Annotated in this window: 16 protein-coding genes and 8 pseudogenes; 10 read left to right on the top strand and 14 right to left on the bottom strand. The window is 68.1% G+C overall.

Annotated elements, in window-relative coordinates:
- Positions 1 to 47 precede the first annotated feature (47 nt).
- Positions 48 to 616 (top strand): annotated as a pseudogene (locus ACIF8S_RS12455) (IS5 family transposase); the annotation flags it as partial.
- 22 nt (positions 617 to 638) lie between these two features.
- Here ACIF8S_RS12455 and ACIF8S_RS12450 read toward each other — a convergent pair.
- Together ACIF8S_RS12450 and ACIF8S_RS12445 are read right to left on the bottom strand one after the other, a co-directional pair.
- Entirely contained in the window at positions 639 to 869 is a 231-nt protein-coding gene (locus tag ACIF8S_RS12450) for an e9imm peptide (RefSeq protein WP_399998973.1), read from the bottom strand.
- A 155-nt stretch (positions 870 to 1024) separates the two neighbouring features.
- Positions 1025 to 1648 (bottom strand): HAD-IA family hydrolase, encoded by a 624-nt coding sequence (locus ACIF8S_RS12445; RefSeq protein WP_399998971.1) that lies wholly within the window; start codon positions 1646 to 1648, stop codon positions 1025 to 1027.
- A 75-nt stretch (positions 1649 to 1723) separates the two neighbouring features.
- Here ACIF8S_RS12445 and ACIF8S_RS12440 point away from each other — a divergent pair.
- Together ACIF8S_RS12440 and ACIF8S_RS12435 are read left to right on the top strand one after the other, a co-directional pair.
- Positions 1724 to 2131 (top strand): annotated as a pseudogene (locus ACIF8S_RS12440) (DUF6518 family protein); the annotation flags it as partial.
- On the top strand, positions 2118 to 2477 hold the full coding sequence (locus ACIF8S_RS12435; RefSeq protein ID WP_399998969.1) for a DUF6518 family protein: 360 nt from the start codon (positions 2118 to 2120) through the stop codon (positions 2475 to 2477). The pseudogene ACIF8S_RS12440 and the gene ACIF8S_RS12435, both read left to right, overlap by 14 nt.
- A 110-nt stretch (positions 2478 to 2587) precedes the next feature.
- On the opposite strand, the gene ACIF8S_RS12430 is transcribed toward ACIF8S_RS12435, so the two are convergent.
- The 7 genes and pseudogenes from ACIF8S_RS12430 to ACIF8S_RS12400 all read right to left on the bottom strand — a co-directional run bounded on the left by ACIF8S_RS12430 (position 2588) and on the right by ACIF8S_RS12400 (position 9754).
- A complete protein-coding gene (locus ACIF8S_RS12430; protein ID WP_399998967.1) occupies positions 2588 to 2755 on the bottom strand; it encodes a hypothetical protein in 168 nt (55 codons plus the stop codon).
- A 1084-nt stretch (positions 2756 to 3839) separates the two neighbouring features.
- Positions 3840 to 4172: a DUF6199 family natural product biosynthesis protein gene (locus tag ACIF8S_RS12425; RefSeq protein WP_399998966.1), complete on the bottom strand. Its 333-nt coding sequence runs from the start codon at positions 4170 to 4172 to the stop codon at positions 3840 to 3842.
- A gap of 164 nt (positions 4173 to 4336) precedes the next feature.
- Positions 4337 to 4630: a hypothetical protein gene (locus ACIF8S_RS12420; RefSeq protein ID WP_399998965.1), complete on the bottom strand. Its 294-nt coding sequence runs from the start codon at positions 4628 to 4630 to the stop codon at positions 4337 to 4339.
- A gap of 244 nt (positions 4631 to 4874) precedes the next feature.
- Positions 4875 to 6926, bottom strand: a complete 2052-nt coding sequence (locus ACIF8S_RS12415) for a phosphocholine-specific phospholipase C (protein ID WP_399998963.1) — start codon at positions 6924 to 6926, stop codon at positions 4875 to 4877.
- 449 nt (positions 6927 to 7375) lie between these two features.
- Positions 7376 to 7496: pseudogene (locus tag ACIF8S_RS12410) on the bottom strand (DUF899 domain-containing protein); the annotation flags it as partial.
- A gap of 349 nt (positions 7497 to 7845) precedes the next feature.
- Positions 7846 to 8292, bottom strand: a pseudogene (locus tag ACIF8S_RS12405) (His/Gly/Thr/Pro-type tRNA ligase C-terminal domain-containing protein); the annotation flags it as partial.
- A gap of 439 nt (positions 8293 to 8731) precedes the next feature.
- The gene (locus ACIF8S_RS12400; RefSeq protein ID WP_399998962.1) at positions 8732 to 9754 is read right to left on the bottom strand and encodes a DUF4331 family protein; all 1023 of its coding nucleotides are present in this window, start codon (positions 9752 to 9754) and stop codon (positions 8732 to 8734) included.
- Between the two features lie 784 nt (positions 9755 to 10538).
- Between ACIF8S_RS12400 and ACIF8S_RS12395 the strand changes: the two genes are divergently transcribed.
- Positions 10539 to 11648 (top strand): ABC transporter substrate-binding protein, encoded by a 1110-nt coding sequence (locus ACIF8S_RS12395; RefSeq protein WP_399998961.1) that lies wholly within the window; start codon positions 10539 to 10541, stop codon positions 11646 to 11648.
- An 84-nt stretch (positions 11649 to 11732) separates the two neighbouring features.
- Here the strand turns inward: ACIF8S_RS12395 and ACIF8S_RS12390 are convergent.
- A pseudogene (locus tag ACIF8S_RS12390) lies at positions 11733 to 11949 on the bottom strand (transposase); the annotation flags it as partial.
- A 93-nt stretch (positions 11950 to 12042) separates the two neighbouring features.
- Between ACIF8S_RS12390 and ACIF8S_RS12385 the strand changes: the two are divergent.
- Positions 12043 to 12659: pseudogene (locus ACIF8S_RS12385) on the top strand (IS5 family transposase); the annotation flags it as partial.
- 494 nt (positions 12660 to 13153) lie between these two features.
- Here the strand turns inward: ACIF8S_RS12385 and ACIF8S_RS12380 are convergent.
- Positions 13154 to 13699, bottom strand: a complete 546-nt coding sequence (locus ACIF8S_RS12380) for a TetR family transcriptional regulator (protein WP_349795065.1) — start codon at positions 13697 to 13699, stop codon at positions 13154 to 13156.
- 170 nt (positions 13700 to 13869) lie between these two features.
- Between ACIF8S_RS12380 and ACIF8S_RS12375 the strand changes: the two genes are divergently transcribed.
- The 4 genes from ACIF8S_RS12375 to ACIF8S_RS12360 all read left to right on the top strand — a co-directional run bounded on the left by ACIF8S_RS12375 (position 13870) and on the right by ACIF8S_RS12360 (position 16746).
- Positions 13870 to 14709, top strand: coding sequence for an oxidoreductase (locus ACIF8S_RS12375; protein WP_399998958.1), 840 nt, complete (start codon positions 13870 to 13872; stop codon positions 14707 to 14709).
- Between the two features lie 74 nt (positions 14710 to 14783).
- Positions 14784 to 15014 (top strand): aldehyde dehydrogenase family protein, encoded by a 231-nt coding sequence (locus tag ACIF8S_RS12370; RefSeq protein WP_399998956.1) that lies wholly within the window; start codon positions 14784 to 14786, stop codon positions 15012 to 15014.
- 174 nt (positions 15015 to 15188) lie between these two features.
- Entirely contained in the window at positions 15189 to 15572 is a 384-nt protein-coding gene (locus tag ACIF8S_RS12365) for a carboxymuconolactone decarboxylase family protein (protein WP_399998954.1), read from the top strand.
- A gap of 625 nt (positions 15573 to 16197) precedes the next feature.
- Positions 16198 to 16746, top strand: coding sequence for a tellurite resistance TerB family protein (locus tag ACIF8S_RS12360; RefSeq protein ID WP_399998953.1), 549 nt, complete (start codon positions 16198 to 16200; stop codon positions 16744 to 16746).
- 158 nt (positions 16747 to 16904) lie between these two features.
- Here the strand turns inward: ACIF8S_RS12360 and ACIF8S_RS12355 are convergent, their stop codons facing one another.
- The gene (locus tag ACIF8S_RS12355) at positions 16905 to 17324 is read right to left on the bottom strand and encodes a hypothetical protein (protein WP_399998952.1); all 420 of its coding nucleotides are present in this window, start codon (positions 17322 to 17324) and stop codon (positions 16905 to 16907) included.
- 73 nt (positions 17325 to 17397) lie between these two features.
- Positions 17398 to 17526: pseudogene (locus tag ACIF8S_RS12350) on the bottom strand (ATP-binding protein); the annotation flags it as partial.
- A 114-nt stretch (positions 17527 to 17640) separates the two neighbouring features.
- Here ACIF8S_RS12350 and ACIF8S_RS12345 point away from each other — a divergent pair.
- Positions 17641 to 18105, top strand: a complete 465-nt coding sequence (locus tag ACIF8S_RS12345; RefSeq protein WP_399998951.1) for a hypothetical protein — start codon at positions 17641 to 17643, stop codon at positions 18103 to 18105.
- Here the strand turns inward: ACIF8S_RS12345 and ACIF8S_RS12340 are convergent.
- Positions 18089 to 19080, bottom strand: a pseudogene (locus ACIF8S_RS12340) (IS630 family transposase). The gene ACIF8S_RS12345 and the pseudogene ACIF8S_RS12340 sit on opposite strands and share 17 nt — an antisense overlap.
- Positions 19081 to 19247 lie beyond the last annotated feature (167 nt).

The raw sequence follows: 19247 nt of genomic DNA, 5'->3' as shown, positions 1-19247 counted from the left end.
TCCGGGCGATCATGTGACTCGTCCGTGCCTGGGTCGTTGTTGTGGCCATGGGGCGGGGCGATCTGACAGATGCCGAGTGGGAACGGCTGCGGCCGTTCCTGCCGGTGAGCAACGGACATTGTGGCCGGTGGCGGGACCATCGGCAGGTGATCGACGGAATTCTGCACCGTTCACCAGCGAACTCCACCTGCGCGCGGACGGCCGCTGCCGCCCGCTCTCCCTGGTCGTCACCGGCGGACAGCGGGCGGACTGCACCCAGTTCCAGACAGTGCTGGAGAAGATCCGTGTTCCGCGGGTCGGTCCGGGCCGGCCGCGCACGAAGCCCGACAGCCTCGCGGCCGACAAGGCATACAGCAACAGTCCGCGCCGCGAGTATCTGCGACGCCGTGGTATCCGGCACTCGATCCCGGAGAAGCCCGACAGCCAGGCCGCCCGCCTGCGCAAAGGCTCACGCGGCGGACGGCCACCCGGCTTCGACGAAGAGCGCTACAAGAAACGCAACACTGTCGAACGAGCGATCAACATGCTGAAGCAGTTCCGGACCGTGGCCACCCGCTACGACAAGCGCGGTTACATCTTCCTCGGCACCGCAACCACCGCAGCTCTACTCATCTGGGCTTCAGGGCTGAATCCCGACCTCACAAAGCGATCGGCCGGTACGCCAGGGCCTGATCGACTACCTCATCAGCCGAACGCTCCCGCTCCGGCGGCCAGAAGATCAAGTCGCTGACATAACCGGACGGGCATGCCAGGGCACTGTCGAGCCTGTCCAGCCAGCCGTCCACCTCGTCATCTGAGGGGTAGTCCGCTTCCATAACCCGCTGCACGAGCACGACCGCCTCCGCGCGACTCATCTCCCCAGCGCTCATCAGATCCCTCCGCCGAGCCACCCTATCGAGATCCTTGGTCAGCCGGGGAGGACAACAGGGGCGTAGAACCGGCGAGCAATCGGCAAGGTCACTCCAGGGTGGTTTCCACCGGCCACGCATGTTTGGCTCGGTCGAGTATGCGGTTGTGCAGGATTTCAGTGGATCAGGCTGATACCGAGAAGGTCCTGAATCTCGGTGATCGTCGCCCGTGGCTCCCGCGCCTGGACCGTAGCCATGCCCAGGGCGGCAGCTGGGGGAAGGTTGTGCGGGGTGTCGTCCACGAAAACACAGGCGTTGGCAGGAAGTTCGAGCATCTTGAGCATCTGCTCATATATCGACGGCTCGGGCTTTCGCAACCCGTGTTCCTCCGAGATCAGCACCGCGTCAAATGTGGTTCCCAGATCGCAGTCGGCGTAGAGGTCCCAGGGAGCCCTGCCTACGCTGTTCGACAGCAAACCGACCCGGATTCCCTGCCGACGGGCGGCCGCCGCCGCTTCGAACATCAACGGCTCCGGTTTCAGTCCGGAAAATATCCGCCCCAACAGGTTGTCGGGGCTGACCCCGATCCGCAGGGCTGCGACCTCGTTCCACTGTGCCTGCGTGACGGAGCCGCGTTCCAAGTCTTCGGTGAGGCGGAGGATCTCATGATCGCCGGCAAGTTGACGCACGACACTGCCCTGTGGAAGTCCTTCGTCACGCTCGAATTCGGTGACTGACGCCAGCAGCGGCGTGGTGAGGACACCACCGAAGTCAAGGATGAGGGCCCTACGTTCGTTCATGTGCAAGCTCCTGGGGTTCCCCGGCAGGCAGTCGAGTGCTCGCCTGTGGTCGCCAAGCAGGCTAACATATCTTGAATGAACGGTCAGACAACAATGAGGGACCGGCCAGGGCACCTCCACCCCCCGTATACACTCCATGTATACAAAGAGCGTACAGTCGCGTCCCGTGCAACTACGACCCGCAGAGGCGACATGCTTCTGAGTACTGACCGTCCAACCATGATCGCCAGGAGAACGTTGCGCGGTCCAGTGATCCTGTCGGCGCTCGCAGGTCTCCTCCTTGGAGTGCTGACCAACCTCGCCCAGGGATGGCTGCCCGGCGTGTGGAACCAGATCGCGAACTCTGGTGCTGCGTGGTGCGTCGCCGCGTTCGTGACCGGCGCCCTCGTCTCGCGACGAGGTCCCGTCGGGCCGGCGATCTCGTGTGGCCTCGCAACCGAAGTCGGCCTAGTCGTGGGCTACTACGGGTATGCGGAGCTGGGACGTGACGGCATGGGGCAACTGTTCTTCCCCCTCGTGTGGTTGTCCATGGCGTGCATCACCGCCGTTCTTCGGCGCAGCCGGCCACTGGTCGCTGCGTGGTCGGACGACGCGGCTCCGGGTCGTCGGGCTTGCCAGTGTCGCGGGCGTCTGCGGAATGGAGGCGTTGCTCTACGGCTGGCACCTGCACTACGCCACGCAGGCGTGGGCCTGCCTCAGCGTCTCGGTCCTCGCCTCCCTGCTGGCTCGCAGTAACAGGGAACGCGCACTCGTTTTGGCCGTAGCAGCAGCCTTCTCGTTCCTTGCGTACGGGGTAGTCGTGCTGCCGCTTCAAGCGCTGTCCGGATGATCACGGTCGTGTCGCGTGCACGGGGTGGGTGTCATGGCTGCTCTGACCTTTGAGGGTCGGGCGCCAGGTTGGTCCAGGTTGACGCGGCCGCCAGGGGCGGGATGCACGGTTCAGCTGTCCTGCCGCAGCGCGAAGGCCGCGCAGGCCAGTGTGCTCAGGAGGGCGCTCACGACGAGTTGCGCCTTCTGACTCACCCGTGCGGCCAGCGCACCGGAGAGGATTCCGCCCACAGACATCGCGGCCAGCATGGGCAGGGAGAGCAGTCCTGCTTCGCTCACGCTGAGGCCGAAGCCTTAACCCGCCGTGGTGGGCGTCTGCAGGAACTGCGGCACTTGTAGAGCAGGCTGCGCGAGGCGTACGCGGTGCCCAGGCCGGTGCGGAAGCTCACGTCGCCTCGTGAGGGCCGGCCGCCAGGGCATCGCCTGGCGGCCAGCCCACATGCTTGCAGTAGGCGCTGTTGGCCCAGTCAGTACTCTTGCATCCGTAACATCTCGCTGGCTGCGGATGTCATCGCGTCTCTTCGCCTCTTCCAGACACTGACTTTCGCCGCGCTACGGCAATGCCGCCCCCAATGAGGCCGACCGCAGCGAAGAGCACGGCGGACTCCCAAATTGGCCAGTCGAAGAGTCCAGCAGCAGTGGCAAGAACTCCCACGAGGCAGGTAAGAACGGCACAACTGACGACTACCGCGAGCGTGTTTGGGCTCTTTCGTTCCACGCGTTCCTCCTCAGAAGAAGCTCCCGACTGCTCCACCAATCAGGCCGCCGCACATGCCATTCTCTCGTTCCGCTTGCGTGCCGCCTGCGATCGTGGCACCAGCAGCGCCGCCCCCTGCGCCCCAAAGCGCGCCGGTGACCAAGGCGGCGTCGACACAGCGCCAGCCGTACCGATACACGCAGCACCAACTGCTGCTGCACCAAGGCCGCCAGCCACAGTGCCAGCGACAACACCCACTGCATCAGCGAATGCGAACGGACCGGCGGGACTGTAAAACCAACGGCTGATCCGCCCAGCAAGCATGAGGTTCCCGCTCGTCTCCCGGCTGAGCAGGCCCACCGGCCTCGGTCCGGCCGCCAGAACCGCCTCGAAGAACTCCTCGACGCTCCGCTCGGACTGCGCCGCCCGCGCTGCCGCGCCCCCGGTCTCGCCGACCCGTCTTGCTCCCCCGTAGAGCTCCATGGTCCGAGGCTCAACTGGCCCTAGCAGAACCTGTAATTGTGGCCGTGGGTGGTCAGACAGACGGCGAGGCTGAAGAAGCCCTCGTGGTTGTCGTCGCGTCGTTCCCAGCGGATCCGTAGGCGGCGGAAGCCTTGCTGACGCGGCCGCGGTTGGCCGAGGTCGGCGAAGGTGGCCCGTGCGGGGTCAGAACTGCTGAAACAGCATCCATAAGACAAGCCCTAAGAAGATCACTCCGATCACCCGGTTCATCGCGTAGCCCTTGCTGGTGGGCTCAGTAGCATCGGGGTTCCTCACCCAGCCCCGCTGGAGGCGGCTGTTGGCCTTCCACAGCAACTGAGGACGAACGACCTGGACCACCCCCATGATCAGGAAGAAACACAGAAGCAGGACGATTACCGGACTGCCGCCGTCACCGCCTGAGGCGGCCTCCACCATCACATCGTGACTCATGAAAGTGCGGTTGCCCGCGACCAGTTGCGAGAATCCACATGCGTCGTCACGGATGCCGTCTTCCACGCTTGTGACACGTGATACGAGAACCCGAACCGGCCCCGTCACACTGGCTACCTCCGGTTCCAAGGCCCGGGAGGCCGGGGCTCGGCCGGCTCACAGGGACCAGCCGAGGAGCGTCGGACCGGGCCGGGCGCGAGGAGACGATGCTGCTGCTTCGGCGACGTCATTCAGCGTGGCGACCGCGTCGCTGAGGGGCGGCCGACCGTGCTCCTGGAGGTAGTCGCGCAGCGACACCTCGGCACGGAAACCAGCAGCACCCACTGGTGGTCGTGCTCGCCGCCGTCGATGACCGGCACGTTGCGGACACCTTCCAGACCGATGAAGGACAACTCGCGCCAGGTGCCCGGCGCTTTGGGTGCGAGCTTCACCGCCGCCCTCTCGTCAGCGGTGTCCTCCGCTGCGAGAACTACGCCAAAGCCGCCACCCCCGATGCGGGTGCCGACGGCCCATTCCTTGTTCAAGGTCAGTCTCGTACGTGCCTTGATTCCATCGTCAACTTCTCCCCTCAGCGGGCGGTTTCCCCCCGCTCCGATCATCCCAGCGGCCACTGAGAGTGATATGTCCGCGCTGTCCCTGTCCCGGGCGTCCAAGCCGAGCCCCGGATGTCCGGTTCCCAGGGCCCGTGACGGGTCCTGGAGCCGGACTCGGCCGCGGCCGGACCGGCGTAGGTGCCCCGGTCGCACGATCCGGGGCACCTCACCACGGCTACGCGGTGATGATCGCCGGGTCGCTCACGCCCGGCTGTCCGTTCTCGACGTGCCCCGCGAACCGGCGCAGGAAGGCCTTGTCGCCGTCGGCGGTGACGGTCAAGTCGTACCAGCGGCGGCTTCTCGTGAGGTCGACGGTCCGGCGCACGGTCGCGCCCGGGCGGACCGTGACGGCCGAGGGCCTGCCGCCGTAACCGTCGGCGATCCGCAGCCGTGCCGTGTGGGTGCCACGGTGGGTGAAGGTCAGCTCGATGTCGTCGCCCCGGTGGCGGGCGGTGACCTCGCAGCCGGCTGTGCTGTTCGAACCCTTGAAGACGCGCACGAAGCCGTTCGGGCCGTGCACGGTCAGGTCGTAGGAGCCCGCGGAGTACGCCGAGTTCCAGGTGTCCCGGAGCGTCCTGCCGGCCTCGGTGGTGTACGTCCAGGGGCCGTCGGCCCGGTTGCCGGAGGTGACGTGGAAGGCGCCGCCGGCCTTCGGCCCGGAGGCGAAGGTGAGGGTGAGCTTCCCGGCGGCCGCGTCGACGGAGGCGTCGACGTGCGGGGCGTACTTCAGCGGCCGGGAGCGGCGCAGTCCGCGCTCCTGCCGGGGCATGCGCGGGTCCGCGGGCGGGGTGGGCCTGTAGTCGGGGTGGCGTTCGCGGTCCTGCGGCTCGTACGCGTCGGTGCCGGGCAGCGGGGCCGGGCGCGGGTCCTTGCGGGAGAAGTCGAACGCGGCCGTCAGGTCACCGCAGATCGCCCGGCGCCAGGGCGAGATGTTCGTCTCGCGCACGCCGAAGCGGCGTTCCATGAACCGCAGGATCGAGGTGTGGTCGAGGGTCTCGGAGCAGACGTAGCCGCCCTTGCTCCAGGGCGAGACGACCAGCATCGGCACGCGCGGGCCCAGCCCGTAGGGGCCGGCCGTCCTGCGGCCGTCGCCCGGGAAGAGGTCAGGGGTGACGTCGACGGTGGACAGGCCGCGGGAGGCGTCCTTCGGCGGCAGCGGCGGCACGACGTGGTCGAAGAAGCCGTCGTTCTCGTCGTAGGTGATGAAAAGGGCCGTCTTCGACCAGACCTCGGGGTTGGAGGTGAGGGCGTCCAGGACCTGGGCGATGTACCAGGCCCCGTAGTTCGAGGGCCAGTTGGAGTGCTCGGAAAAGGCCTCGGGGGCGGCGATCCAGGAGATCTGGGGCAGCTTTCCGGCCTTCACGTCGGCGCGCAGGCGGTCGAAGTAGCCGTCGCCGTTCTTGACGTCGGTGCCGGTGCGGGCCTTGTCGTACCAGGGGTCGCCGGGCTGGGCGTTGCGGTACTTGTCGAAGTACAGCAGGGAGTTGTCGCCGTAGTTGCCGCGGTATGCGTCCTGGATCCAGCCCCAGGAGCCGGCCGCGTCCAGGCCGTCGCCGATGTCCTGGTAGATCTTCCACGAGATGCCGGCCTGCTCGAGGCGCTCGGGGTAGGTGGTCCAGCCGTAGCCGAGTTCGGCGTTGTCCAGAACCGGGCCGCCGCCGCTGCCGTCGTTGCCCGTGTAGCCGGACCACATGTAGTAGCGGTTCGGGTCGGTGGAGCCGATGAACGAGCAGTGGTAGGCGTCGCAGACGGTGAAGGCGTCGGCGAGGGCGAAGTGGAAGGGGATGTCCTCGCGGGTCAGGTACGCCATGGTCGTGGTGCCCTTGGCGGGCACCCACCGGTCGTACTTGCCGCCGTTGTAGGCCTGCTGGCCGTCCGGCCAGGAGTGCGGCAGGCCCTCCAGGAACTGCATGCCGAGGTCGTCGGCGTCCGGGTGGAAGGGCAGGAGTTCCTTGCCGTCCTTCTCCTGGTGCCAGACCGGTGCGCCGTTGCCGTGGGTGACCGGGCGGGGGTCACCGAAGCCGCGGACGCCTCTCAGGGTGCCGAAGTAGTGGTCGAAGGAGCGGTTCTCCTGCATGAGGACGACGATGTGCTCGACGTCCTCGATCGACCCGGTACGGTGGTTCGCCGGCAGGGCTGCGGCGCGCTGGATGCTGGCGGACAGGGCGCTGAAGGCCGTAGTGGCACCCGCGAGTTGGAGAAAACGGCGCCGGTTGACTTCGGACATGTAGGACAGACCTCTCATCGGTGAGGTACGGGACGACCGGAACGTGACGGTATCTGCGCGGAAGGAGTGTTTCAGGGACACAGAACGCCAAGGAAGGGGCGCGTGACAGGGGTGTGAAAGTCGCCGGTACGGAGGGTGCGGCAGTGCGCTCGCCGGGGAGGATTCGGTCGTGACAACAGGACAGGTGACAGCCACCTGTCCTGACACCCGTGTGCAGGCCCGCCACCTGTCGTTCGCGGCTCAACTGGAGGCCTTGCGCGCCGGGAACTCGACATCGGCCTGCTCCGGGAACGTCCTGCGGACCCCACCTCGACGCCATGCTGGTCGTCACGGAGAGGCTGGGTGTCCTGCTGGCCGCAAGCGTCGCTGCGGAACTAGCAGACGACGAGGAGTGCCTCTGGAGACCCTGCGAGGCCTGCAGTGGGTGAGCTTCCCCCGGCTCCGGCAGCGGGAGCCCCGCCCAGGAGCCGCGTGGCCTGCCCGAGGCGCGGCCAGCCTGCCGGCGAGTCCTCCCAGCTCTCCTGTCGCCCCGAACACCGTGAGGTCCATCAGCGCATCGCTGTAGTCCACCGGTCCGCTGACGCGCCCTTAACGCCTCCCACCTGGTCGCGGCCGGCCCTGCAGGGCTGCGGCGTAGCTGCGGTGGAGGGCACGCCCTGCCGGCAGGCGGACAGTGCTCGATGAACTGGCGGATCCGACCGCCGACCTCGGCCGTCCAGACGCGGGCATCGTGGTGTCCGAGGTGAAGAACGGAGTGAGCGCGTCGACCCTGGGGAGAAGAGTCCGGCGCGCTCGTCGGCTTCCAGGAGTCGGACGGGTCCGCGACGCTCTTGGCGCCCGACGCCTCCGAGAGCAGTTCACCGTCGCGGTCGCGGCCCCCCTTCCGCACGGCCGGCGGGAGCGGCGAGTATCTCCAGGGTCAGTAGGCGCGTGCCACGACGGCGATGTTGCCAGGCAGGTCGTCGCTCTCGGGAACGGAACCGTCTGCGGCGACCAGGCACCGCACGGTGATGCCCTGTTCGGCGAGCTTGGCCTCACCCTCCACGCCCAGCGTCTCCCAGGCGATGCGCGCCCAGCCGGTCCTAGCCGCCTCCGCAGCCTCCTCGACCGTGGTCACCTGGATGGTGCGGTCGTTGCGACGCTTACGGGACTGCGCCAGCAGAAGCGCCTGGTCGTCCTCCAGTACCGTGGGCAGGATCTCGGACAGTGCCCCGATCGGCGTCGGCTCCTTGCTTCCCGCTACGCGGCGGACGAGCACGGCCGTCCCGTTCTCCACGTCACGTGGAGAGACCTCGATGCGTACCGGCACGCCCTTGAGCTCCCAGTCGACCGCGCGGCGGCCGAACGGCGTGTCGGTGCGGTCGTCGCTCCCCAAGGCGCGACACGATTACTCCCCACACGACAGGATGCCGGCAGGTTCAAGGATCACCCCTCGGACGTGACCACGCCGGTGGTGCACGAGCCGCCGCGCAGCAGCGACCGCGAGGAGTTCTACGCCGCCTGCGACCACCACGGCATCCTGGTGCGGCACGACTTTTCCAACGCGTGGTGGATGGGCCCGCCGGACCGTGACGTGTTCGTCCCGCTCCTCGGTGACACCGTGCTGCGTTACCGGATCCACCCCTGCGTGGCCGTCCGGGGTACGGCGCCGACGACGCCCCGCGCAGGGACCGCAACCTTCTCCGGGCCGCATTCACTCGGCCGGCCTGCCGGTCCCGCATCTTCGCATGCCGCTGGACTTGCCTCACCCTTGCGCAGCACGTCCGTAGGGTCCGAAGGTGCACCGCCCGCAGACTCGTGTGTGCTCACTCCGGTACGACGTAGGGGAATTGGTCGGTCCGCTGCGCCTTGGTGGTCGCCGGCGTGAGGCCACTGGGTACGGCCATGTTGGTCACGAGGGACATCATCGCCTCGGGCGCGTTGTCCGCGCGGGTGCGGCCGTTGCGAGTGGCGAAGCCGAAGGACGCGGGGGTGCCGATCACGTAGGGCAGGACATCGGGGAGGAGTTGTCCGGCGACGGTTCGTCCGTAGCCCGCCGGGTCGGCCGAGGTGCCGGTGGCCTCGACCACCTTGGCCACCTGGTCGGCGATCGTCCTGCCGAAGGCGGCGACGTCCTCGGAGGGATGGCGGGTGTTGGCGGGATCCGAGAAATCCGTGTCGTTGGGCCAGAAGATCGGCCACATCATGGGATTGCCACCGCGGTTGATCTGCCGCCAGCCGCCGGCGTCGGTCGCCAGCTTGGTCGCGCACCACACACCGATCCGGGCGTCGGGTCGCAACTCGTCGCGGCCGTGGGGGATTTCCAGAACGATCGCTTCCACCGTGGTCCCGGCGAAGGAGTTCCGCGCGTCCCGAGGGTTCCAGGAGGTCAGGTCCACCGCGGTGCCTTTCCCCACGGCGCCGTTGACGACGGCGAGCAGGTCCAGGTCGACGTAGAACGCTTCCTGGACGCGCCCGGCCCAGGCTCGGACTCCTGCGGCGGTGGCTGTTTCGGCGGTACGGCCCTCCAGCACCAGGACGCCCTCGGCGGAGTCCTCGCGTGCGTCGCTGCCGGTGAGCGTGTGGAGACGCAGGGGCTGCCGGCCGTTGGCGTCGGGCTCACCGAAGGAGAACCGATAGGTGAGCGTCTCCTGGTCGGCACCGTCGAAGTGCACCTTGATCTCGTAGCGCGCCTCGTGGTGGAAGCCCGGTTCGGCGTGGACCCCGGTGATGTTGGAGTTGACGTCCATGACGAAGACCGTGCTGCCCTCGCCGGGGAAGACGTAGAGGTCGTCGATGAACAGCTGGCCGTTCTGCGCAGCCTGGGGAGTGTCGAGGTGGTGAGACATTGATGATCCTCTTCGCGTCGCTGACTCGGTGCTGTCAATGCCTCAACCGGGCCAGCGACCGGTTGGACGAAGTCGGCGGTGCACTCGCTCTCACCAGCGGCTGACTCCGGAGAGCCGCACCAGGACCGTCATCCACCGCCGGAATTGACCCGGACCACGGTCCCGCCCCGGCTCCGCTTCAACTGAGACCAGGAACCAGGAAGAGCGACACCAGAATCCTTCCGTATGGTCATGGTGAGGGTCGATAAATAGCTATGACATCCGTTATATCCCATTTGATTGTTCAATGGCGATCCGAGGGCGTGAGCGACTTCAGGGCGGTGACGGGATCCGGGACGCTGGTGGCTCCGAGCTGGGAGGAATGGCGACGCGGGAGGTCAGGCGGGCATGTCCCTGGCCGGCGTGGACTCCACGGTCGCCCGGGTCCATCACGACGCCACGGGTCGGCAGGTAGCTCAAGTCTTCTTGATCGCGTACGCCCCCCGGATCACGTCGCAACTCTTGGACGGAGATGACCAGTTCACGGCCTTGTGCGACACCCTTTGGAGCGTGTTTCGGCAGTGACCTTCTGGGCGCAGGCCCTCGCTGGTGCCGATGACGATGGAGCTTGGCGGCTCAGCAAGCGAAATCTCGGTTGCCTATGGGCGCGGGTGTTGGTTCCAATGACCGGCATGATCACCCGGGCGCGCCTGCCTCGGCGGGACGTGATGATCGCGCCCCGTCAGCGGCCGGCGCGCGATCCGGACGGACCGCGACCGCATCGTCCCAGGGGAGGCGCCACCCGATGAACACGCCACCATCGCCGTCCGGAGTGGAGCACACAGACGGGTCATCCATCCGCCTGGGTGCTCTCGTCCCGCTGACGCGGCCCGGCTGGGTCGAGGCGGGCCGACACCTGCTCGCAGGACTCGACCTGGCCGTTCGCGAGGTCAACGACGCCGGCGGAATCGACGACAGACCCTTGGAGTTGGTGGTCCGGGACACTGCGGCCGATCCGGAGCGGGCTGCGGCGGCCGTGGATGAACTGGCCCATCTGGGCGTGGCCGCCGTGGTGGGTGAGTATCACAGCGTGGTCGCCCGCGCCGCCGCCGCCCGAGCCGACGCCCTCGGCGTGCCGTTTCTCTGCTCGTCCGCGGTGCTCGACACGCTCACCGAGGTACCGACGGAGTGGGTTGCGCGTCTGGCCCCGGCCCAGTCCTACGGCTGGCGGATCTACGCGGACTTCCTCCACCGCGCGGGCCGGCGTCGGATCGCCGTGGCGACCCAGCCGAGCGTCTACTGGGCGTCCGGGACCCGCGTCCTGCGGGACCATCTCGCTCCCCGCGGCGGCACCGTCCTCGAACTCGACGCGACGCTCACACCCGAAGCTCTGTGCGACGCGCTCGTCGATCATGGCGCGACGGCGCTCCTACTGCTGGTCGGCCATCCGGAGCCGGCGGTGCCGATCGTCCGGGCCGTCCGGGGCGACCGGCGGCTCGCGGAGATCCTTATCGGCGCTCCGGCCGGACAACCGGAGTTCGCCGAATGGGCCGCGGCGCTGGGTGAGGACGGCGCCGGGATCCCGTTCCTGCGTTACCTGCCCGAACGCCTCGGTCCGCTCGGTGAACGCGTCGGGAAGGAGCTCCGCGAGCGGCTTGGCGAAGCGCCCTCCTTCGTCGCCTTCGAGGGCTGGGACACCGTCGCAGTCCTCGCGGCGGTGCTGCGTTCCCACGGTACGGACCGGGCGGCCATCGCCGAGGCATGGCCGCGCGTGGCGGTCGAGGGCACCCGCAGGCCGATCCAGTTCTCCCGCACGCCGGGCATCAGCGTTTGGCAATGGGCTTGGACACCGATCCAAGTCGTTGATCGGGACCCGGCGCAACCCGACCGCTTCCGGATCCTCCACGCCGGCTGAGTGAGTATGGAAGTCCAACTGCCCAGATCTGCCGAACTTCGAAAGTGCTTGTCACAGCCACTCGTTGATGGCGGCGACGAGGACGGTCGCCTCGTAGCGGAACTGCTGCAGTGCCTGCATGTTCCCGTCCGGCAGACGCTCGGCCATCGGCTGGATCGACTTGCGCCGGCCGTCCAGCATCAGACCACGCAGATAAACAGGCACCCCACCGCCGATGATCCCGCCGCGGCAACGACCTGAACACATCGGCAACGAACCCCGACAACTCACCCCGGTACGGTTCCACCTCCCCCAACTTCACTCTGGAGGGCTTCCCACCACCAGACGAGATCACTCAACGTAACGAAGCACTACTAGGCCTTTTCGTGCGGATCACCTGATCGTTGGTCCGAGCGTGCCGTTGACTGACACGCAGTGGGCGCGGATCGAGCCGCTGTTGCCAGACCGGACGCCGCAGCGGGCGGGGTGGCCGGTGGCGGGATCACCGTGAGGTGATCGATGCGATTGCCTGGAAGTTCCAGACCAGATCGCAGTGGGTCCACCTGCCCGAGAAATTCGGGAACTGGAGGGGCGTCTACAACAGGCTGCGGATGTGGGCCATCGACGACACCTGGGAACGGGTGTTCACCGCGCTCATCGCTCAGGCCGACGCTGAGGAGGACCTCCGTTGGGCCGTCTTGGTCGACTCCACTGTCGTGCGCGCTCACCAGCACGCACCTGGGGCCCGCAAAAAGGGGCCCAGGCCGGTGAGCCCGATGACAGTGCCATCGGCCGGTCTCGCGGCGGCCTGACCACGAAGATCCACCTCGTCTCTGATGCCCACTGCCGACCGCTGGCCTTCGTGCTCACCGTCGGACAGGCCGGTGACGCACCCGCCTTCGCTCACGTTATGGCCCGCCTCGGCAGCGAGGACGTCCCCGTACCGGGCCGGACGTGGTCCTGGCCGACAAGGCGTACTCCTCCCGAGTAATCCGCGAGCACCTGCGCAAGCGCGGAATCCGGGCGGTCATCCGGTTCCGGGACACCCGGGCTTAATAGCAGCCCGGAGCGCCAGCCGCCTGCCTGAATGGGTGCTGCGCCTGGAACCCGCCGGCCCGCCACTCCTTTCCCGGCTCGCACTCGCCTTCGCCATCGGGCAGCTGCGCCTGTACAGGTGAGGGTGCGGGACAGAACTGAGGCGCCGGCCCACAGGCAACGTCCAACCTCTGACCTGCATCAACCACTCCGGCGCTCCGTGCGTCCAGCAGGAGACGCGCAGTTCACCGGTCGGGGCCACGCCGCCTCCTTGCGTTCGATGGTGCCGACGCGCCGCTCGACGGTGTCGCTGCCGGTCTCCTCGCCGTCCAGGAGGCAGCGCTTCCGGCCCGGGCTTCAGTCGGGAGAGCGGCACGGGGCTCCTCGGGACCGACGAGATTGGGGGTTCTCGACGCCGCCGTCGGACGCGGGGAGCCGCATACTGGTGTCGCGGTCGTCAGGCCTGTCCCGTTCCGCGGTGGGTGATGGTGTCAGGTCGCGCCGAGGCCGTTCAGGAGGGTGGCGGCGACAAGATCGGCGGCCTGCGGGGGTTCCAGGTCGGGGAACCGGTGGGCGACGGTGTCGACGAGTTCGTCCAGGATCGTCCGTGCCCAGGCCGCGTCGACGCCTGCTCGCAGGTAGCCCTCGTCCAGCGCTCGGCGGACGAAGGCGTCGAGGCGCGCGCTCTGCTCCTCACGGCGGGCCCAGGCGGTGGGGTCTTTCTGCATCATCAGGCGCATGTCGACCGGCCATTCGCGGCTGACGGCGATGATTCCCTCCAGGTAGCGGTGGAGGGCGACCGGCAGGGGTGACTCGACCAGGCGGGCCTCGTCCAGAACGCGTTCGGCGGAGTCGAGCTTGGCCTGGAAAACGGCGCTGAGCAGGGCTTCACGGTTTGCGAAGCGGCGGTGGACGGTCGTGCGGTCCACCCCGGCGGCGGCGGCGATGGCCGCCATGGAGGCGCCCGGGTCCTCCGCCAGGAGTCGTGCTCCAGCATGGAGGACGGCAGTCAGGTTACGCGCGGCGTCTGCTCTCATGATGCCGACATTCTACGCCCGTGCTTTACTTAAATAACCAACATCATCACGTGAGATGCAACACAGTAAATTACTGCATCATTCATGTTGCAGTTAGACCGCTTTTGTCTACAGTGAAGTTGCTGTCCCGTTCGGGGCGGTGAAGCAGATGACGAAACGAGGCACGCGTCATGGCGCGAACCTGGCTGATCACTGGGGGCTCGCAGGGCCTGGGCAGGGCCCTGGTGCTCGCGGCCCTGGAGGCCGGCGACAACGTGGTGGCGACTTCCCGCAAACCGGAGGCGCTGGCTTCCCTGAAGGCCGAGCACCCGAACCAACTGGAGGCGGTGGCGCTGGACGTCACCTCCGCGACCCAGTCCCGGGCCGTGGTGACCGCGGCGGTGGAGCGGTTCGGCTCGGTTGACGTCGTCGTCAACAACGCCGGCTACGCCACCAGCGGCTCGATCGAGGACTTCCCCGAGGACGAGTTCCGCGCACAGGTCGAGACCAACTTGTACGGCGTGGTCAACATGACCCGGGCGGTCCTTCCCGTCATGCGCCGCCGACGGTCCGGGCACATCGTGCAGATCTCCTCAATCGGCGGTCGCGTGGGTGGCACGCCGGGTCTGAGCGCTTACCAGACCGCGAAGTTCGCCGTCGAGGGGTTCTCCGAAGCACTGGCGAACGAGGTGGCACCGTTCGGTGTCAAGGTCACCATCGTCGAGCCGGGCGGCATCCGCACCGGCTGGGCCGCCGGTGCCGCGGAGCCTTCCGGTCCCGTGACCCCCGACTACGAGGAGACCGTGGGCCTGTGGCTGGCCCGGTTCGCGGACTACGCCGGCAACGAACCCGGTGACCCGGACCGCATGGCCCGCGCGATCATCGGCGCCGTGGACGCCGAGGAGCCCCCGCGCCGGCTGCTGCTCGGCAGCGACGCCCTGGAGATTGCGATCAGCTCGGAGGAAGGCCGTCTGGCCGAGGCCCGCAAGTGGGCCGAAGTCAGCCGTTCCGCTGACTACCCCACCACCTGACGGCACTGTGCGGGCGCGGCAGCGGGCCGGTCGAAGCACCGGATCCCCGCGCCGGCCGACCGCCCCGCCGACCCATGGTCGTCATCGCATACGACGACGATGACGACGCCGTCCGCATCGTCAGCGACTCCCGGTACCGCCCCTCCGGCGGTACCTGCACCTCTGACCCCGACCGCGCCCTGGCCACCGTCCACCGGCTGCGCACCGGCACCGTCACGCTGAACGGAGCGCCGATCAGCTTCGACGGCCCCTTCGGCGGCTACAGGGCCAGCAGCCTAGGCCGTGAGTACGGCAAGCCGGTCTGACCGGCTACGTCGAGCACACGTCGATCACCCCCACCCGGCAGTAATACCCCAGCGGGACGGACCGCCGGAGCACGAAGCGCCCGCCCCGCGTGGCTCCCCACCCTGAACCACGCCCGGTGGCCAGGACCACCGGCCCACCACCCCGCACGACCGACCGACCGACAAGGAGCAGAAATGAGTACCGACGACGCCTACGAGCAGGCGCTGGACACCGCAAGCGAGCTCCTGGGACAGCGCCTGGAACTCCCGATGAGCCCCGGCGAACCGGCCTCCGGAGCCGACTTCCGCAAAATCGCGACTGTGCACACGTTCGGGGACTCATGGACCCGTACCGCACTGTCGACGCACGACCGGTCCCTGGTCTCCGTCGCCATCGCCGCGACGCTAGGCGCGTTCGAACCGCTGCGCGGGCAGCTGCGCATCGCGCTCAACAACGGCGTCACTCAAGACGAGATCGTCGACCTCTTCATCCACCTCGCCGTCTACGCAGGAGCGGCCCGCGCCTTCGAGACATACCAGGTCGCCTTGTCCGTCTTCGCCGAGGGAACCTCTGCCTGAAAGATTCCCAGCCGGAGGCTTTGGGCTACTACGGCCCGGGGAACCAGCCTCACCCGTCCCCACACCGGTCGCCGCCCCCGCTGCCGGAGCACATCGCGAGCCGCGACAACATGAACACCGCCACCAACCCGGCGTCCCGCTGGCTTTTCCCGGGCCGCCGGGCAAGCCGGCCGTCCCGCCCCGATCACCTGTCCGCACTGCTGAACGAGGTCGGGGTCCCGAGGGCACGACCGGCGGCACCGGCTCCTCGACCACGGGCGGCACGTCGACGGACCTCGACAGCGGCAGCCTCGCCTCGACCGGCACCGGTGGCATCGGCCTCCTCCTCGCGGCGACCGCGGCCCTGGCCACCGGGGGCTTCACGGCGTTCCGCCTCACCCCGCGCCTGAGGCTCCGCTCGCGCGACGACGCGTGACGCGGCGGCACAACGCCTGCCACCAGGCGTCACCGCGACTGCCCGTACCCGATCACCGGGTGCGGGTCATCACCGTGTCGGGCGCCCGAGAAACAAGTCATGAGAGAGGTGCGCGTTTTACGGAACCTTTGCCCTGGGTCGGGCGTTGGGCCAGTGAGCGCGCGGGAGCGGGTTCGCGAGATGACTTCCGACGATGACCGAGGTGACTCAATGGCAGTCTGGGACAAGCTCAAGGACCAGGCCAAGGCTCTCCAGCAGAATCAGGGCGGGCGTGGCGCCACCGGTGGGCAGAGCGGGGGGACGAGGTCCGGCAGTGGCAGCAAGACCCAGCTGATCGGTGTGCTGAAGACGCAGCTCGGCTCGCTGAAGACCGAGTTGAAGAGCGGTGCCTACCGGGACGCGAGCATGGCGGTGTGCGCGCTGGTCGCGGCGACCGACGGGCAGGTGGATCCGGCCGAGCGGCAGCAGGTCGAGTCGATGATCCTCAGCAACGACGTGCTCCAGAACTTCCCGCCGGAGCAGCTGCGGCAGCGTTTCAACAAGCACGTCGACCAGCTCACGATGAACTTCCAGCACGGCAAGGCCGAGGCCATGCGGGAGATCGCCAAGGCCGCCAAGAAGCCCACCGAGGCCCGGGCCGTGATCCAGACCGGCATGGTCATCGCTGGTGCCGACGGCCACTTCTCCCAGGCAGAGGCGACGGTCCTGCGCGAGGCCTGCGCGACGCTGGGGCTGTCCCCGGCCGAATTCCAGCTCTGAGTCCCGGCTCTGATTCGATCCCTGGTTCCACGCTGATCAGCGACCCGGCTACGGTCTGTGAGGTCGTGATCCATCTCGGGTTTTGATCCCTTGCGGGGCAAGACTCGACACGCCCCGTCCGGCGCCGTGGTCGGGGGTCGCACTCGGCGTGGTCGACCTCATGTTCGGGGCGAGCGCGCGGGCTCAGCGGCGGCGGAGTTCCTCAGCCAGTTCCGAAGCGGTCCTTCGAGGACCAGGTTGTCTCCGCGGGCCGCGGTATGGAGCAGCTGGGCGCACACGGTCGCTTCGGCGGCGAGGCCGACCGGAATGCCCAGCACGGGGAAGGTGGCACGGACGCGGGCGGCAGTGTCCGGCTGGAGCAGCGAGTAGGCGTAGGGAGCGGCGGCGTCGAACCCATCCGGGGCCATGCCCCAGCCTTCCCAGCCCAGCAGGCGCAGCGGTTCGGTGAGGTTCGCCCCGTGCACATCCGCATGGGCTGTCGTCCAGCAGGAGACGGCCGGGGCCGTCCGGGCACCCGGCAGCAGGCGATGGAGGCACTGCGCCAGCAGGTACCGGCGGGCGTCCGCTGCCGGCGACACAGCTCCGGGCATCTTGGACTGAGCCCCTGCGGCCTCGTTCCGCGGCCGACCGCCACCGGGTCCCCGAGAGACGCTACAGAGGGCTGCGGCCGGTGATGGCCCCGCCAGGGTCGTCCAGCAAGGCGATGCGGGCGATGATCCGCTTGCCGACCGGCTCCCGCTGGACCTCGAAGCCCTGAGCGACGGCCATCACGATCTTCAGCTGAGCCGCGCTCTAGTGCTGTGACCGCATAGGTTCGCCGGGTTGGTCGTGTGCTCAGCTCCTCGCCGATCCGTTGCTGATGATGCGCGGAGATCAGCGCAAGGTGACACCTTCGTGATCCATACTCGTGGCGGAAGCTTCGGGGAGGGCACGTCCTTGCAGCACAGCGGCGGGATTACTCGAGCAGTCAGGCGAGCAGCGGCCGTTGTCGTTGCCGTTGTCCTGATGAGCGGTTGTTCGTCGGACGAGCCAGCGCAAGCCAAGGAGCGGCAACGGGATTACTGCACCAAGCTGGGGTCCTGGCAGGACGCGGCGCACGCCACGACAACCGGCGAGCCAGACGCCGATGCCGGTGACGGACAGGGTGTCCAGTCGCCCGAGTTCGATATCACCGAATCGGCAGGGCATGCGGTCATCGAGGCCTCGAAAAGGCTTGACCGGGCAGGCCTGGAACACGGTGGCACCGACATCCTCGATGACACCGTCAACGCGGTCGGCGGCGACATCGGGGCTGAGGGTCGTGCAGTGTCCTACTGCGATAGCTCAGGTTTCGAGACCTTGGTCAGTTCGGCTGGCTAGTGCTGTGAGCACATGGGTTCGCCGGGTCGTTCAGGCCACGGCGGCGAGGGGGGCGTCCGCCCCATCGGATGACCTTCTCGCTGCGGATGCGGGCGCGTTCCCTACGTTCGGCGGCCAGGACGCCCGGGTGGTGGGAGTTGGCGATGGTGAACTGCCTCAGCGGACCGAAGTGCGCCTCGATGGGGTTCGCCCAGGAGGCGTAGGTCGGGGTGAAGCACAACTCGACCTTGTTCTTCTTCGCCCAGCGGCAGGTGTCGGCGCTCTTGTGGGCGGACAGGTTGTCCAGGATCAGGTATCGGTGCGCCGTCGGGCCGGGCGGCGCGGATCGAATTCAGCGCGGCCAGCGTGGTAACGGCACCTTTTTTGCGGCGGTTGACGCTCCACAGGGTGTCGTCGCCGACCGAGTAGCAGCCGTGGAAGTACCGGACTCCGTGAGTGCGGTGGTAGGTGGCCGGCAGCCTGTCGGGCGTTTCCGTGGTGCCCAGCCCGAGCCTGCGGTGGACCGGATGCCGAGCGGTCCGAACTCGTCGAAAGCGAAGACCCGGTCCGGGGAGCGGTCCGTACCTCCTCGATCCGGTTCAGCTTCGCCTCGCGGTCCGGGTCGGGAGATTCCTTCCAGGTCTTGATGCGCTGGAAGGTGACACCGCGGCGGGCGAGCAGGCTGCGTAACGCTTCGCGGCCGATGCGAACGATCCGGCCGTGGACTCTGCGCAGGTAGGCGACAAGTTTGCGCAGTGACCAGCGGATGAAGGGATGGCCGAGCTTGACCGGGCGGGTGGTGGCCGTCTGGTCGACGAAGTCCTCGTCATCAGGGCTGAGTTGGCGGGGACGACCTCCCGCCCACTGAGGGTCCGGACAGGCCAGGCCGAACTCGTTGAACCGGTGGATCACATCCCGGACGGTGTACTCGTCGGTCGCCACGAGTTGGGCGATCACCGGCACGCGGTTCCCGCCGGCCGAGGCCAGCAACATCATCGCGCGCCGGTAGCGCACCGAGTTGGTACTGCCCCGGCGCACGATCTGCTGCAGCTTCTGCCCCTCTGGTCGGTCAACCTGCGCACACGGACAGGCTCAGCCACCGCGCCTCCAGCGGTCGGATCGGACCTCACCCCACATCCAACCGCCACCACGGCCAGCCCGGC

This window comes from Streptomyces sp. NPDC085937 (assembly GCF_044540535.1).
Classification (GTDB): Bacteria; Actinomycetota; Actinomycetes; order Streptomycetales; family Streptomycetaceae; genus Streptomyces.
This window is presented reverse-complemented; position numbering and strand designations above follow the sequence as displayed.

Coding starts and splice junctions, on each gene's coding strand:
- ACIF8S_RS12450 (WP_399998973.1), bottom strand. CDS start 869: ATGAGCGCTGGGGAGATGAGTCGCGCGGAGGCGGTCGTGCTCGTGCAG.
- ACIF8S_RS12445 (WP_399998971.1), bottom strand. CDS start 1,648: ATGAACGAACGTAGGGCCCTCATCCTTGACTTCGGTGGTGTCCTCACC.
- ACIF8S_RS12435 (WP_399998969.1), top strand. CDS start 2,118: ATGCGGAGCTGGGACGTGACGGCATGGGGCAACTGTTCTTCCCCCTCG.
- ACIF8S_RS12415 (WP_399998963.1), bottom strand. CDS start 6,926: ATGTCCGAAGTCAACCGGCGCCGTTTTCTCCAACTCGCGGGTGCCACT.
- ACIF8S_RS12400 (WP_399998962.1), bottom strand. CDS start 9,754: ATGTCTCACCACCTCGACACTCCCCAGGCTGCGCAGAACGGCCAGCTG.
- ACIF8S_RS12395 (WP_399998961.1), top strand. CDS start 10,539: ATGAACACGCCACCATCGCCGTCCGGAGTGGAGCACACAGACGGGTCA.
- ACIF8S_RS12380 (WP_349795065.1), bottom strand. CDS start 13,699: ATGAGAGCAGACGCCGCGCGTAACCTGACTGCCGTCCTCCATGCTGGA.
- ACIF8S_RS12375 (WP_399998958.1), top strand. CDS start 13,870: ATGGCGCGAACCTGGCTGATCACTGGGGGCTCGCAGGGCCTGGGCAGG.
- ACIF8S_RS12370 (WP_399998956.1), top strand. CDS start 14,784: ATGGTCGTCATCGCATACGACGACGATGACGACGCCGTCCGCATCGTC.
- ACIF8S_RS12365 (WP_399998954.1), top strand. CDS start 15,189: ATGAGTACCGACGACGCCTACGAGCAGGCGCTGGACACCGCAAGCGAG.
- ACIF8S_RS12360 (WP_399998953.1), top strand. CDS start 16,198: ATGGCAGTCTGGGACAAGCTCAAGGACCAGGCCAAGGCTCTCCAGCAG.